This window comes from Candidatus Acidiferrales bacterium (genome assembly GCA_036514995.1).
Classification (GTDB): Bacteria; Acidobacteriota; Terriglobia; order Acidiferrales; family DATBWB01; genus DATBWB01.
Genome location: DATBWB010000201.1, coordinates 1 through 13799, shown reverse-complemented (window position 1 = coordinate 13799; position 13799 = coordinate 1). Strand labels below are relative to the sequence as shown.

Sequence of the window (13799 nt, the reverse complement as noted above, 5' to 3'; positions counted from 1 at the left end):
TGCACGTGCCATGCCTTCTCCCCTTTTGCTATGATGGGATCCCGGAAGGGGCATGAGCGAAACGGCAATCTTTCGCCGCGGCGTGGAACACTTCAATCGCCGCGAATTTTTTCTGGCGCACGAGGTTTGGGAAGAGATCTGGCTGGAGGCAGCCGAACCGGAGAAAACCTTTTTGCAAGGCCTGATCCAGGTGGCGGCCGGGTTCCATCATTACCAGCGCGGAAACCTTCTCGGCGCCCAATCGCTTACCCGCGCCGGCCTGGAAAAGCTCGACAAACATTCCCAGCAGCATCCGGAGCTTGACGTTTTGCGGCTCATTTCTTCTGTTCGGCGCTGGCAAACGCAGGTCGAGTCGGCGAGCGCCCCCGAGCCCGAGTTCCCTCTCCTGCTCAACCGTCATTCCTGAATTCCGGATCCTTTCGAGTCATGTGCCGATAAGCTTTGAAATTCGGATTCTCTAGCTTTTTGCATCGGGAATGGCGCCCAAGCCCTTTTGGGCACCCTGCCAGCGAATCTGAGAACGATGGTGACATCCGATAGGGTCGCGTAACCTCTATGCACACGCGCGTGTGGTGGAAAAACTCTATTCCGGCACACGAGATTCGTATCTGTTGACAGACCAAAGGGATCATGAGATTCTAGACCTTAACAGTAGAGATTCCAGGGAGGCACCATGCGCATCAGTGCCAAGGGCGAATATGCCGCCAAGGCGGTGCTCTATCTCTCTTTCAAGCACCCCGAAGTCGTCACCATCCAGGACATTGCCCAGCAGCACAGCATCCCGGTCAAGTATCTCGAACATATCCTGCTGACGCTCAAGAAGGCCGGCCTATTGCAAAGCCGCCGGGGCGTGAAGGGCGGCTATCAGCTTGCCAAGCCTCCGGATCAAATCTCAGTGGGCCAAGTGCTCGCCACCGTGGACGGCAAGTTTTCGCAGGCGGGTTGCAGTGAAGAGGTGGCGACGGGCGAATACACCTGCCCGGAGATCGAATCCTGCGGGTTGAAGGCTGTCTGGCGCGATGTCCAGAACGCCGTCGAGGGCATCCTCTTCGGCACCACGTTCGACGAAGTCAAAAAGCGCACCCTTGCCGGCGTGGTCCGCAAATCCGACTACTTGATGTACGAAATTTGAGGTCGCCGCGAGAGCAGGAAACCCTCCTGAAGCCACTGGGTCGCGTTTACTCCCGCAGGCAATTCCGATAGAATGGACCGAATCTTGGAGTGAGGTGTTTCGATGCCGCTTAGCGAGCAACAGGTGATGGATGCTCTCCACAACTGTTATGACCCGGAGATTCCGATCAACATCGTAGATCTCGGGCTGATTTACGGCGTGCAAATCGACGGCAACAACGTCAACGTGAAGATGACGCTTACGGCGCAGGGCTGCCCGTCGCACGGAATGATCAGCGACAACGTGAAATATCAACTGTCGCAGATCCCGGGTGTTGGCGAGGCCAACGTGGAGATCGTCTGGGACCCCCCGTGGGAGCCCAGCCGGATGAGCGCGGAAGCAAAACAAAAACTGGGAATCGGCCTTTAGGCCGTCCCCCGTCCACTCTTGCTCTTGGCAGGGTGGGGGTGATCCGCAGAGGCTATGATGCGCCGGTCGTTTGCTTCTTGTACCAGTCGGTGTTGATCTGGGCGTAGTTGGCCCACTTCTCAGGCAAATCCTCCAGAGCAAAAATCGCTGTCACCGGGCAGACCGGCACGCAGGCGCCGCAGTCGATGCACTCGTCAGGATGGATGTAAAGTTGCGTCTCGTCCGCAAAGGACGCTTCATCCTTGCGCGGGTGGATGCAGTCCACCGGGCAGACATCGACGCACGCGCTGTCTTTGGTTCCGATGCAAGGCTCGGCAATTACGTATGCCATTTTCGGGCGCTCCTTGGTTCCGTAATCTGTCGAATGATCCCCGACCCTCCCGCCTGGACTGTCGGAAGAACCCTCAAGTTTTTATAGCATGAACCCTGCCACATGGCAATGTTACCGGCAAACTGGTCAACGCTCCATGCTCGGGTCTTCCCCGACGGCTTCCTTCAGCTCCTTCAGGTCTTCCGTGAAGTGTTCGTAGCAGTGCTGGAAGATTTCCTTGTAGAACTTCAGGTCTTGCTCGCTGATCTTCATCTCGCTCGCCCAGCGCTCGACTGATTCCGGCGCCAGTTCCCAGTTCAGGTGGCTTTCCAGCAACATCAAGTCCTGCTCGCGGATGGGCAGATTGCGTTCGTTGCAGCGGACAATGTCCACAAACGATTTCACGATCAACTCTCGAACTTCATCCCGCGCCGCCATGCGACCTGCTCCTTTGTTCTCGACCCCTCTGCCGGACGCTTGCCCCGCAATCCGCTCAATATAACATAAAAAGCTGCGCTTCTTCAGATAGCCGAAAAGGTCCGAGTCTCAAGCAATAAGCGAGCGCCAAAGACCGCGCGCAACCGATTCGCCGTAAAGAAAAATCCGTCCGGCGGCGCCCGCAGCAAGGGGCGAACGAAAAATCCATTCCATGCGATGGAGAGTCGCCTCGCGCTTCTGGTCGCCCGGCAAACCGCGCAAATAGGAGCCAAGCCGTGGCCGCCAGGCCGTCTGATATCCCGCCAGCTCGCCCGAGAAATCTCTCGCCTGGTGAGCGCCGGCGACCGCTTCCATCGCCACTCGAGCGCTTTCCATGGCCGGATAGATTCCCTCTCCCGTCGTGCCGGAAACAAATCCGCCGGCGTCGCCAACCAGCATGACTCGACCCCGCACCAGCAACCCGCCTTTGTTCACCGCCCCCGCCGGGTCCACCGCGTAGTGCACTTCCTCGGAGGCAAGGTCAGGGGGAATCAGGCCGGCTCGTTTGGAGGCTTCCAGGAAGCGGCGATACCAATCCTGGATCCGCTCGCCTCGCGGCACGCGCCCGCCAATCCCCACGCAGATGTGCGCGGGCTTGGGAAAAACCCAGCCGTAGCCCGTCAAACCATCGAACTGCAACCCGACCAGAATGGGCCAGCCCCGATACAATCGGGGCCAGCGCGAGCCCGAATCGGGCGAGCCGTAGAACTCCCGGATCTTTTCGGGCGCATACGGCACGTCTTCGTTGGCGCAAAGCACCGCTTCTTTTTCACCCCAGCCCTGGCGCATGCCGGCGAGCGCCGCCACCTTGCTGTTCGCCCCGTCAGCCCCGATCAGGACTCGCCCGCGAAATTCCTCGCCACCCTCGAGCCGGATGCTTACGCAGTTATCATCTTGTTTGAGCTCGGCGATGCCGCTTCCCTCGCGAAATTCTGCGCCAGCAGCCACGGCGATCTCTTTCAATCCGAAATCGAACTTCTGTCGCAGGGTGAGATAGCCTGACGGCCTGGCTTCCGCGTATTCCGCCTTGCGCTTCAACGCCGCATCCCAAAAGCGAATGCCAAAGAAAGGGCAATCAACCAGCCGCTCCTGGCTGGCTTTGAGATAGGGAAAACGCTCGAAAGCCAGCCGGTTGACCCAGCTCGCGCACGTCTTGTGCCGTGGAAAACGCGCCTTGTCCACCAGAAGGGTGTGCCAGCCGCGGTCGGCCGCGAGCTTCGCCGCCGTCGAACCCGCCGGCCCGGCACCAATCACAATGATGTCGTAGAAAGGCAACAAGGTGTCACCCAAAAGAAAATAAGCCTAGCACACGCCCGGCGACCCGGCAACGCGCCGCCAAGCGTTCGCCCGGGCAGCTTGCCCGCCAGGTGCATTGTGGAGACGGAGATGATGGGCAGTGGGTGGCCGTTCGGCGGGCCGATCAAAGGCGTCTCCGGGATCGCACGGTGGGGCGATGCCCTTGCCTCGGACACTTCCGGCCGTTACAATCAAATCGGTTCCCAAGAAAGTTGCCATCCGGGGAGGGGATATGCTGCCTCAATTCATGAAATTGGTGGACGAAGCCAAGAAGGAGATCAAAGAGATCACCGTGGATGATCTTAAGAAGCTGCTTACCGGGCAGGATAATTTCACGCTCATTGATGTGCGCGAGCCGAACGAGGTGGCGCAGGGCCACATCGGCAACGCGGTGCCTGTCCCGCGGGGCGTGCTCGAGTTACAGATTGATTCGGTGACACAGGGTTACGAGGAAGCGATCGTCCTTTACTGCGGTGGCGGCAACCGTTCGGCTCTCGCCGCCGCCAGCCTCAAGAAGATGGGCTTCACCAACGTCATGTCTCTCATCGGCGGCTGGCGGGCCTGGTGCGAGCGAGGGTAAATTCCAATCCGGAGTAACTATGCGCAAAACCATGATGCTCCTTCTGCTGCTGGTTCTTGTCCTGGCGGCTGTCTTCGCCTGGCAACGCATGCGCGCCCAGGCACCCGCGGCGAAAGTGGCAATCGCAAACACAATCGAGAACGTCCGTCTGACGGATCTCTCCAGCAACCCGCTGTCCCTGTACGATTTCAAGGGCCATGCGGCGGTTGCGATCATCTTTGTTTCCACCCGCTGCCCCGTCTCCAACGCCTACAACGAGCGCATGGCCGCCCTGGCGCGGGAATATGGCGCGCGCGGCGTGCAATTCATCGGCATCAACGCCAATCGCAACGAACCACCCCAGGAAGCGAGCCAGCATGCCCGCGAAAAGGGTTTGAACTTCCTGATCGTCAAAGACCCCGGCAACCGGGTGGCCGACTATCTGGGCGCCTCCGTCACCCCGGAAGTCTATTTGCTCGATGCCCATTGGGTGCTGCGCTACCACGGCCGGATTGACGACAGCCAGGAGCCTTCCGGCATCCGTTCGCAAGACGCTCGCGCTGCCCTTGAGGCTGTGCTTGCCGGCCAGCCAGTTTCGAGCCCCCGAACCAAGGCGTTCGGTTGCACCATTAAACGCGTGTAGCGCCGGAGAATGCTGGGGCGATGGGAGACGCCGAGTCGGCCCCGATTTTCGAATTTCGAAACTGCGCTGCCTCGGCACAATTTTGTGCCCGCCGCGATTTTCGAGTATTCTTCGGGGGCTGGCGTCTCCGCTTCATTACGACTACAATTTCACCTCTTTGAGAGCGCGCTGTCGCGTTCGATCAAGCCCGCCGCGGCGGGCGATTGGTCTCGTCCCTTGAATGCTTCTCGGTCGAAGATGACATCTGGCAAGCGACCTTCCCACCCAATGCTCTGGACGGTGTTCGTGCTTGCCCCGATCTTATCGGGGCAGGCGCCGACTCCATCAGGGCGGGCCCGCTTCCGGTTGCCGGAAGCAACCGCAGTGGCGGAGACACGCGCAGAGCAGAAGGAAGCAACGGCCAAAGGAGCGGCTCTTGCTCCACTGCCCGCCGCGGCGGGCTTGCTCGACCGCCGGGGCTTCGCGAGGCTGCTTGCCCGCCATCGTGGTCAGGTGGTGCTGGTCAACTTTTGGGCCACCTGGTGTGAGCCCTGCCGGCAGGAATTTGGCTGGCTCAACAACCTCCTGGAACGCTACCGCCATCGCGGGCTGGTGGTTGTCGCCGTTTCGATTGACCTTCCCTCCGCTTTCCCGCAGGTGCGAAAATTTCTTGGCCAGCAGAAACCCTCTTTCCCCACCTATCTCAAGAAGCCAGGCGGTGACGAGGAGTTCATCAACGCGGTGGATGCGGGCTGGTCAGGAGCATTGCCGGCAAGTTTTGTGTATGACATCACCGGCAAGCGAGTACGTTCGCTGGTCGGGGAACAAACGCCGGACTCTTTCGACGCCGCCGTCCGAGATTTCTTGCCCCATCCTCGCGGGGCAGACCGCCCGCCGCGATAGAATCGGGGCCCGCGCCCGACACCAGGAGGCTGGCCGTGAACACACGAGGAGTGAAATTGACCTGGCTGGGGCATGCCACGTTTCTTGCTCAAACGCCGGAAGGCGCCAAGGTTCTCATCGATCCCTGGGTGGCGGGCAATCCGGCCTGCCCGGAAAGCTTGAAGCAATTCGACCGTGTGGACGTCATGCTGATCACCCACGGCCACTTTGATCACATCGCCGACGCCGTGGCCATCGCCAGGAAACACAAACCCACCGTCGTCGGCATCTACGAAACCTGCAACTGGCTCGAGTCGAAGGGAGTGACCAATTGCTCGGCCATGAACAAGGGCGGCACGCAGAAGGCCGGCCCGGTTGAGGTCACCATGGTCCATGCCGAGCATAGCTGCGGCATCCTCGATGACGGCAAGATCATTTACGGCGGCGAAGCCTGCGGCTACATAATCCGCTTCCCGAACGGCCTGGTCGCCTACCACGCCGGCGACACGAACGTTTTCGGCGACATGAAGATCATCGCTGAGCTTTACCGGCCGGAACTGGCGATGCTGCCCATCGGCGACCTTTTTACGATGAGCCCGCGCGAGGCGGCTTATGCCATTCGCCTGCTCGGAGTGAAGGCGGTCATCCCCATGCACTTCGGCACTTTTCCGCCGCTCACCGGCAGGCCCGACGAACTCCGCGAGCTGACGCGGGACATCCCCGGGCTTGAGATCATCGCCATGAAGCCCGGCGGCACGCTCGCCTAACACTTTTGAAAGATTTGGGATACGCTAAGTAAGATGAACCGCCGTTGTCACAAGCTGTTTGTCTATGGGACGCTGCGTCGCGGATTTCCTCTCCATCTTCGCCTGGGCAAGAGGTCCGTGCGCTATCTAGGAAAGGGAAGAGTTCGCGGACGCCTGTACGATCTGGGAGAATTTCCTGGTGCTCTGCCGTCTTCTTCTCCACACGACGAGATCGAAGGAGAAGCGTACGAGCTTCTTGATGGCGAGAAGCAACTCAGAGAGCTTGACAAGGTGGAGGAATTCTATCCAGATCGACCAGACGACTCCCTCTTCGTTCGCCGCATAACCGATGTCCGCCTGCACGGCGGTCAGCACGTTAAAACCTGGGTGTATTTTCTCCCAAATAGACCTGTGAAGGCCCGCACCATAGCTGGTGGCGAGTATGCGGAAGTCCGCCGGTCACGGAACTAGCTGCTTTCCATGAGTGGAATTACCGACGCCCGCGTCGAAAAATATTTTTATGGGCTTCTCCCGAGGCGCGATCGCGTGCTGGCTGAGATGGAAGACTATGCCCGGCGCCACGATGTCCCCATCGTCGGGCCGGCGGTTGGCCGTCTTCTTTATCTCCTGGTGCAATTGATCCGGGCGCGGCGGATTTTTGAGATGGGTTCAGCGATCGGCTACTCGACCATCTGGCTGGCGCGGGCAGCGGGCAGGGGCGCTACCGTCTATTACACCGACGGCGACCCGGCCAATGCCAGGCGCGCCCGCGAATATTTTCGCCGGGCCGGTGTAGCCGGCCGCATCAAAATCCTGGTCGGGAATTCGCTCGACCTGATCCAGGATGTGGGCGGCACGTTTGACCTGATTTTCAACGACGTGGATAAGCATTACTACCCGCAAGTTTTCCGCCTGGCGGTCCCTCGCCTGCGCCGCGGCGGGCTTTTCATCACGGACAATGTCTTGTGGTCCGGGCGCGTGACCCGAAAAACCTCGGATCCGGATACTCGCGGCATTCAACGCTTCAACCGCCTCCTCTACTCCTCCCGCCAATTGGTATCAACGATCCTGCCTCTGCGCGACGGCGTCGCCGTTTGCCGCAAGGTGTAACGCGCCGCTCGCGACCATAGAAGCGGTGGATTTCAAGAGCAACGAACGGCACGCTTCCCGCGGGGAGGGGGAGGTTCACATCCAGAAGATGGTTTAAAGCCGGCTTTACCTCCTGAACAAGCGCGCGAGCAAAAAGACCGCCAGGAGCACCAACACCGCCGGAAAGAGCAGTTTCACCGCCAGCACAAGGAGGACTGCGCCGATAGCGGCGAGCGTGGCCAACGCCGCCACGCCCAGCGCAAACGCCACCACGCAACCGACAAACAGGGCAACGCCCAGCCCGCACAGCGCTGCCGGAATCATCACCAGCCACTTCATAAGACACCTCGACTGCCCTATCTGTTACTCAAATACGAATACGGCGGGGCCAAGGTTCCCTCTGTTCTCGATGAGAAACCCGAAATCCGAAACTCGAAATAAAAGATTCAGTCGTGATCAACATCTCCGAATTTCGTTTTTCGATTTTCGAGTTTCGTGTCCTATTGGAAAGCACTAGCGCCGCAAAATATTCTTCAGGACGAAGAACAGATTGGCCGGCCGCTCGGCCAGGCGGCGCATGAAGTAGGGAAACCACTCCGTGCCGTAGGGAATGTAGATCCTCATCCGATAGCCGTCTCGCACCAACTGCTGTTGCAGGTCGCGGCGAATCCCGTAGAGCATCTGAAACTCAAAACGGTCCCTGCCGATCTTCTGCTGTGCGGCGTAGTTTGTGGTCGCGTCAATCATGCGCGGGTCGTGAGTGGCGATGGCGTGATAGAAGCCGCTATCGAGCAACATCTTCATCAGCTTGACAAAGTTTTCGTTCACCTGACGCTTTTGGGGAAACGCGATCTCTCTCGGCTCCTTGTAGGCACCTTTGCACAAGCGGATGCGCGCGCCCGCCCTGAGGAGGTCTCGGACATCGCTTTCACTTCGATAAAGATAGGATTGGATCACAATCCCGACCGCCGGGCTGTGATCGCGCACCTCCCGGAAGAGCTGAAGCGTCCGCTCGGTATGCGCCGAACCTTCCATGTCAATGCGCAAAAAACTCCCGTGGCGCTCGGCGCGGCGGGCGATTTCAGCCACACTGGACCGGCAGAGGTTGCTGTCCAGGTCGAGGCCGAGCTGCGTCAGTTTGATGGAGACGTTGCTGTTCACGCCTGCCTCTCGAATGCGGTCGAAGATGCCGAGATAGGCGCCGGCAGCGTCGCGCGCTTCGGCTTCCGTATGAACATTTTCGCCCAGGCGATCGAGCGTGGCCGTCATGCCGACGCGATTGAGCGCCGCAGCCGCCGATAAGGCATCGGCCAGTTTTTCGCCGGCCACAAACCGGCGGGAAAGTTGCCGGGCCGTCTTGCTTGAAAGGACGAATTTTTTGGCGCCGGGATGCTCGGCCAGATAGAGCAGAAGATTGCGGAACATTCTTAAGAGCGCTCCTCTCGGGCGCTGGCGGTTCACCGGGCGGGGCCGTGGGGTTTCATGCCGCCGAGGGAAAGATCAAAATTCCGGGCGTGCAGTTCTTTTATTTTCTCCAACCACTCCCGCTTGAGCAAGTTGCCATCGGAGGCGGAGCAGTTCTCCTCCACCTGTGCGACGCGCCGCGCTCCCGGGATGGTGGTGGCCACGGCTGCGTCGCTGACCGCAAACTTGAGCGCGATCTGAGCCAAGCTGTAGCCCGCGCCCTTCAGAAATTCCAGTTTGGCCAGCTTGGCCAGCTCTTGCTCCAGCACCTCAGGAGAAAACCGCTGGGAACGATGATCATCGGGCGGGAAGCGCGTCCCGGCAGTCATCTTGCCCGCAAGCAAACCGAAATAGAGCGGCACACGAGCGATGATGGCAATGTTCTTGCCCAGCGCTTGCTCGAAAACCTGAGCCGCTTCCTGCCGGAGGAGATTGTAAAGGAGTTGCAAGCTATGGCCCTTGCCCCGATCCAGGAAGGCTTGCCCCTCTTCTACCGAAGTGACCGAAGCCCCGTACCAGCGAATCTTTCCGGCCTTCTGCAGCTCTTCCATGCTTTCCGGCCAATCGCCGCTCCTCAGCACCTCGAGCGAAGGGTTGTGGAGTTGATAGAGGTCAAGGCACTCTTTCTGGAGGCGCTTGAGGCTCGAGTCGCAGGCCGCCAGGACGTAGCCGCGGGTGAAATCTTTGGTCGTCTGCCCGCCCGGGTAGCGGCGGTTGCCGACCTTGCTGGCGACGTAAATTTTCTGCCAATCCCCCGCGAAAGCCCGGCCGAGCAACTCTTCGCTGTGGCCAAAGCCATAGACGTCAGCCGTGTCAAAAAAATTGACGCCCAGCTCCCGGGCGCGATGCAGCGCACGCAACGACTCCCCGTCATCGGCGGGTCCCCAGCCGATGGGCTTGCCGTCCACCTCCGCCGGCCCGCCCATGGCCCAGGTTCCGAGCCCGATTTCAGAGACTTTGACTCCGGCTTTCCCGAAAACGCGATAGTGCATGGACTAGTGGGCGGCTTCCAGAAAGCGCTCGGCGTCCATGGCGGCCATGCAGCCGCTCCCCGCCGCCGTCACCGCCTGGCGATAGATGTGGTCCTGCACGTCGCCGGCAGCAAAGACTCCCGGCACGTTTGTCTTCGATCCATTATGCGTGATGAGGTATCCGGCCTGGTCCATTTCGAGCTGCCCGCGGAAGACTTTGGTATTGGGTTCATGGCCGATGGCAATAAAGACGCCATCGCACGCCTTTACGGTCGTCTGGCCCGTCTTCAAGTTTTTCAGCCGGACTCCCTCCACCGCGCCTTTCGCAACATCCAGGATATCTTCCACGGCGCTGTTCCAGGCGAAGGAAATTTTTTCATTCTTGTATGCGCGATCTTGCATGATCTTGCTGGCGCGCAAGGCCTCCCGGCGATGCACGATGGTGACGCGGGAGGCGAATTTGGTCAGAAACGTTCCCTCTTCCATCGCCGAATCGCCGCCACCCACCACCACCACCTCCTTGCCGCGGAAAAAATATCCGTCGCAGGTAGCGCAGGTGGAAACGCCGTGGCCAAGGAGTTGGCGCTCCGATTCGAGGCCCAGCAGCCGGGCCGAAGCGCCAGCGGCGACAATGAGCGCCTTTGCCTCATAGCTCTCCTTGCCGGCCTCGATGAGAAACGGCCTTTTCGAAAGATCGACTTTGGCCACCGCCCCGCTGCGAAACTCCGCGCCGAAGCGTTGCGCCTGCTTGCGCATGTTTTCGATCAGGTCGGGGCCAAGAATACCGTCGCTAAACCCCGGATAATTCTCGACCATGGTGGTGAGACTGAGCTGGCCGCCCGGCTCGTAGCCGTCAATGACGAGCGGCTTCAAGTTAGCGCGCGCGGCATAGATCGCTGCCGTCAAGCCCGCGCAGCCCGACCCTATGACGATTACGTTTTGAACCATTTTCCTCTCCGCCGTGGCGGACACGGCTATGGTGCCGGGGATTTTCACCGCTCCAATACATCGCCTTCGACTCGCGGTTCATTCTACAACATGGTCGCCAACAAAGGCCACGCGGCGCTTTTTTGAGTTGCGCCGCGCGCAATCTCTCGCCGATAATGCTTCTTGCAATTTTGGCGGACAACTTTCTCGCTGCCAAAACATAAGGATGTGCCGGAGAGGCAGCCGGCCCACGATCTACGGATGCGGGCGGCACAATAGAATGGATGCGGAAGCCAAGAAGAAGTCGCTGCGGATGATCTCCTACGGGCTCTATGTCTGCACCTCGCGCGCGGGCAGCAAGATCGCCACCGGCACCGTCAACTGGCTCTCCCAGTCCTCGTTCCACCCGCCCCTGGTGATGGCAGCCATCCAGGTGGACAGCACCCTGCACGAGACGATTGAGGCGAGCAAGGTTTTCGCTGTCCATGTGATCGGCAAGTCGCAAAAGAAAATGGCGACGGCGTTTTTCAAGACGGTCCGGGTTGACGGCAACACGCTCAACGGATACGTTTTCGAAGACGGCGAGACAGGAGCGCCGTTGCTCGTGGACGCTCCCGCGTTCTTCGAGTGTCGCGTCCTCGATCGCATGGAGCGCGGCGACCACACCGTCTATGTCGCCGAGGTGGTCAATGCCGGCCTCCGCCGCGAGGAAGCGCCGCTCACTCTTCGAGAAGCCGGGTTCAACTACGGAGGATGAAGATGGGGCAACCAGAATCTTCCCCGGGCGATCGGCGGAATTTTGTCAAATGGACGATTGCGACGAGCGGCGGTTTTCTGGCCACTCGCTGGGTGCCCTGGCTTCGCGCCGCAACACAGAAGTCCAGGGTGGCGATTGTCGCCGCGGCGGATCGTTCCGAAGGCATCCGCCGGGCAGCCGCGCTCATCGGCTGGCCGGCCGGCAATCCGAGTCGCGTCCTCATCAAGCCCAACTGCAACAGCGCCCACGAGTTTCCCGGTTCCACGCACATCACAGCGCTCGAAACCGTCGTTGCCGAATTGCGCGGCCGCGGAACGCGGGAAATCGTGGTGGCCGACCGGAGCGGCATGGGCAATACCCCGCGCGTCATGGAACGAAAAGGCTTTGAGGAACTCGCCAAAAAGTTGGGCTTTCGCGTGGTGCCGCTTGAGTCGCTCCGCGCGGACGAATGGTCGCACGCGCAACTCGAAGGGGGTCACTGGTCGCGCGGAGTGGAAATTCCCAGGATGTTTCTTGGAAGCGACCCCATCGTGCAGCTTTGCTGCTTGAAGACGCATCGCTTTGGCGGGCACATCACGATGAGCCTGAAGAATTCCGTCGGTATGGTCGCGAAATACTCGGTGCGCGACGGCTACAACTACATGGAAGAGCTGCACACCTCCCCCAACCAGCGCCGCATGATCGCGGAAATCAACACGCTCTATCGGCCGGCGCTCGTCGTCATGGACGGTATCGAGGCCTTCATTGACGGCGGCCCGGAGGCCGGGACGACGGTCAAGCCGGGATTGATGCTGGCCAGCCGGGATCGCGTGGCGCTCGATGCCGTGGGTGTGGCCATCCTGAAGAAGTTCTCGAGCCCCCGATTGACGGGAAAGATTTTTGACGTCGAGCAACTCCGACGCGCCGCTGAGCTTAACCTCGGCGCGCGCTCGACGGCCGAGATCGAGCTGGTCACTGCCGATGAGGCAAGCAAGGCTGCCGCCGATTCTCTTCGCCCGATTCTTGCCCAGGGCTAGGAAGGGATCAGGCGGTAGCTCCCTCTGAGGCACGCCTTCCCTCAAAATGAGAATCCTGATCACCGGTGCGGCGGGAAACCTCGGCTCGCACCTAGCTCGGTCGTTGCTGGATAGCCCGCACGAGCTGCGGCTTCTCATCCACCGCAAGCCACTGCCATTCAATTTGGCGGCCTTGCCGAATGTCTCCGTCGTCCAGGCCGACCTCGGTAACCAGCGGACACTTTCCGGGCTGTGCGGCGGGATTGATTGCATCGTTCATTTCGCCGGGCTTCTCTTCGCGCCTAGACCGGAAAAGTTCCTGCCGAAAACAAACGTCGAGTATGTGCGGAATATAGTGGCTGCTTCTCTGTCCGCCGGTATCCGGAAATTCATCCTCATCAGCTTTCCTCATGTGGAGGGGGAATCCTCGCCCGGGAAGCCTGCGCTGGGACACCTTGAGGGGAACCCGACCTCCGTACATGCTCGGACACGCCTCGCCGCAGAAAAGCATCTCTTTGCTGCGTGCGCAGGAAAAGATATGGTGCCGATCTCCCTGCGGGTGGGAATGATCTATGCTCGCGGGATCAAAATGATGGATGCAGCGCGCTGGCTGCTTCAGCACCGCTTGCTTGCGGTCTGGAAGGGACCCACCTGGACTCACCTGCTGGCCCTGCCGGATTTCCTCCGCTGCGTTCGATCCGCAGTGGAAGGAACGAATATCTCTGGCATTTATAACCTTGGCGACGACCAGCCCCTTACCTTACAAGAATTTCTGGACACCGTGGCCACGCATTGGGGCTTTCCGAAGCCGTGGCGAGCGCCCAGATGGTCTTTCTACGCGGCCGCCTGGTTCTGCGAGGCTTTTGCAACGATCTTCAGAACTGCGTCCCCACTGACCCGAGACTTCATCCGGATCGGTATGGCGTCCTCGGTCATGGACACGTCTCGCATGAAGAAGGAATTGCTCCCGCAGCTTGCCTTGCCCACCCTGCGCGATGGTCTGTCGCTGCTCTAGGCGGAGACCTGCCCCGGCCGAGAACGGAATGCGCGACTGTAGCCCCCGCCTCCGGGCGGGCATTCCCCCACGACATGAACAATGCCGGCCAGAGGCCGGCGCTACGTATATCAGTTGCCAAGCTGGCAACAATTGCCGGGCGGGATGGG

At 60.2% G+C, this 13799-nt stretch carries 19 protein-coding genes; 11 read left to right on the top strand and 8 right to left on the bottom strand.

What is annotated here, in order from left to right; translation table 11 throughout:
* Positions 1 to 52: 52 nt before the first annotated feature.
* The 3 genes from VIH17_13090 to VIH17_13080 all read left to right on the top strand — a co-directional run bounded on the left by VIH17_13090 (position 53) and on the right by VIH17_13080 (position 1540).
* Positions 53 to 406: a DUF309 domain-containing protein gene (locus VIH17_13090; GenBank protein HEY4684166.1), complete on the top strand. Its 354-nt coding sequence runs from the start codon at positions 53 to 55 to the stop codon at positions 404 to 406.
* A gap of 267 nt (positions 407 to 673) precedes the next feature.
* Positions 674 to 1132, top strand: coding sequence for an Rrf2 family transcriptional regulator (locus tag VIH17_13085; GenBank protein HEY4684165.1), 459 nt, complete (start codon positions 674 to 676; stop codon positions 1130 to 1132).
* A gap of 102 nt (positions 1133 to 1234) precedes the next feature.
* Positions 1235 to 1540, top strand: coding sequence for a metal-sulfur cluster assembly factor (locus tag VIH17_13080; GenBank protein ID HEY4684164.1), 306 nt, complete (start codon positions 1235 to 1237; stop codon positions 1538 to 1540).
* Positions 1541 to 1592: 52 nt separating this feature from the next.
* On the opposite strand, the gene VIH17_13075 is transcribed toward VIH17_13080, so the two are convergent.
* The 3 genes from VIH17_13075 to VIH17_13065 all read right to left on the bottom strand — a co-directional run bounded on the left by VIH17_13075 (position 1593) and on the right by VIH17_13065 (position 3605).
* Complete coding sequence (locus tag VIH17_13075; GenBank protein HEY4684163.1) at positions 1593 to 1871, bottom strand: ferredoxin family protein; 279 nt, start codon at positions 1869 to 1871, stop codon at positions 1593 to 1595.
* A gap of 126 nt (positions 1872 to 1997) precedes the next feature.
* The gene (locus tag VIH17_13070; GenBank protein ID HEY4684162.1) at positions 1998 to 2288 is read right to left on the bottom strand and encodes a hypothetical protein; all 291 of its coding nucleotides are present in this window, start codon (positions 2286 to 2288) and stop codon (positions 1998 to 2000) included.
* A gap of 108 nt (positions 2289 to 2396) precedes the next feature.
* The gene (locus tag VIH17_13065; GenBank protein ID HEY4684161.1) at positions 2397 to 3605 is read right to left on the bottom strand and encodes an NAD(P)/FAD-dependent oxidoreductase; all 1209 of its coding nucleotides are present in this window, start codon (positions 3603 to 3605) and stop codon (positions 2397 to 2399) included.
* Positions 3606 to 3855: 250 nt separating this feature from the next.
* On the opposite strand from VIH17_13065, the gene VIH17_13060 reads away from it, so the two are divergent.
* The 4 genes from VIH17_13060 to VIH17_13045 all read left to right on the top strand — a co-directional run bounded on the left by VIH17_13060 (position 3856) and on the right by VIH17_13045 (position 6453).
* Positions 3856 to 4203, top strand: coding sequence for a rhodanese-like domain-containing protein (locus VIH17_13060; GenBank protein ID HEY4684160.1), 348 nt, complete (start codon positions 3856 to 3858; stop codon positions 4201 to 4203).
* A gap of 19 nt (positions 4204 to 4222) precedes the next feature.
* Positions 4223 to 4825, top strand: coding sequence for a redoxin domain-containing protein (locus VIH17_13055; protein HEY4684159.1), 603 nt, complete (start codon positions 4223 to 4225; stop codon positions 4823 to 4825).
* 363 nt (positions 4826 to 5188) lie between these two features.
* A complete protein-coding gene (locus VIH17_13050; GenBank protein ID HEY4684158.1) occupies positions 5189 to 5707 on the top strand; it encodes a TlpA disulfide reductase family protein in 519 nt (172 codons plus the stop codon).
* 35 nt (positions 5708 to 5742) lie between these two features.
* Positions 5743 to 6453 (top strand): metal-dependent hydrolase, encoded by a 711-nt coding sequence (locus VIH17_13045; GenBank protein HEY4684157.1) that lies wholly within the window; start codon positions 5743 to 5745, stop codon positions 6451 to 6453.
* A 126-nt stretch (positions 6454 to 6579) separates the two neighbouring features.
* Here VIH17_13045 and VIH17_13040 read toward each other — a convergent pair whose 3' ends face one another.
* Positions 6580 to 6807 carry a hypothetical protein gene (locus VIH17_13040; protein HEY4684156.1) on the bottom strand — a complete coding sequence of 76 codons (228 nt, stop codon included), beginning with the start codon at positions 6805 to 6807 and terminating at the stop codon, positions 6580 to 6582.
* Between the two features lie 105 nt (positions 6808 to 6912).
* Between VIH17_13040 and VIH17_13035 the strand changes: the two genes are divergently transcribed.
* Complete coding sequence (locus VIH17_13035) at positions 6913 to 7542, top strand: O-methyltransferase (GenBank protein HEY4684155.1); 630 nt, start codon at positions 6913 to 6915, stop codon at positions 7540 to 7542.
* 105 nt (positions 7543 to 7647) lie between these two features.
* Here the strand turns inward: VIH17_13035 and VIH17_13030 are convergent, their stop codons facing one another.
* The 4 genes from VIH17_13030 to trxB form a co-directional block, all read right to left on the bottom strand.
* On the bottom strand, positions 7648 to 7860 hold the full coding sequence (locus VIH17_13030; protein HEY4684154.1) for a hypothetical protein: 213 nt from the start codon (positions 7858 to 7860) through the stop codon (positions 7648 to 7650).
* Positions 7861 to 8034: 174 nt separating this feature from the next.
* A complete protein-coding gene (locus VIH17_13025; GenBank protein ID HEY4684153.1) occupies positions 8035 to 8946 on the bottom strand; it encodes a proline dehydrogenase family protein in 912 nt (303 codons plus the stop codon).
* A gap of 32 nt (positions 8947 to 8978) precedes the next feature.
* A complete protein-coding gene (locus VIH17_13020; protein ID HEY4684152.1) occupies positions 8979 to 9977 on the bottom strand; it encodes an aldo/keto reductase in 999 nt (332 codons plus the stop codon).
* 3 nt (positions 9978 to 9980) lie between these two features.
* Positions 9981 to 10904, bottom strand: coding sequence for a thioredoxin-disulfide reductase (trxB, locus tag VIH17_13015; GenBank protein ID HEY4684151.1), 924 nt, complete (start codon positions 10902 to 10904; stop codon positions 9981 to 9983).
* A gap of 259 nt (positions 10905 to 11163) precedes the next feature.
* Here trxB and VIH17_13010 point away from each other — a divergent pair, with 259 nt between their 5' ends.
* The 3 genes from VIH17_13010 to VIH17_13000 are packed head-to-tail and all read left to right on the top strand — an operon-like array spanning position 11164 to position 13650.
* A complete protein-coding gene (locus VIH17_13010) occupies positions 11164 to 11640 on the top strand; it encodes a flavin reductase family protein (GenBank protein HEY4684150.1) in 477 nt (158 codons plus the stop codon).
* 2 nt (positions 11641 to 11642) lie between these two features.
* Entirely contained in the window at positions 11643 to 12656 is a 1014-nt protein-coding gene (locus VIH17_13005) for a DUF362 domain-containing protein (protein ID HEY4684149.1), read from the top strand.
* A 46-nt stretch (positions 12657 to 12702) separates the two neighbouring features.
* Positions 12703 to 13650, top strand: coding sequence for an NAD(P)-dependent oxidoreductase (locus VIH17_13000; GenBank protein HEY4684148.1), 948 nt, complete (start codon positions 12703 to 12705; stop codon positions 13648 to 13650).
* The last annotated feature ends 149 nt before the right edge of the window (positions 13651 to 13799 follow it).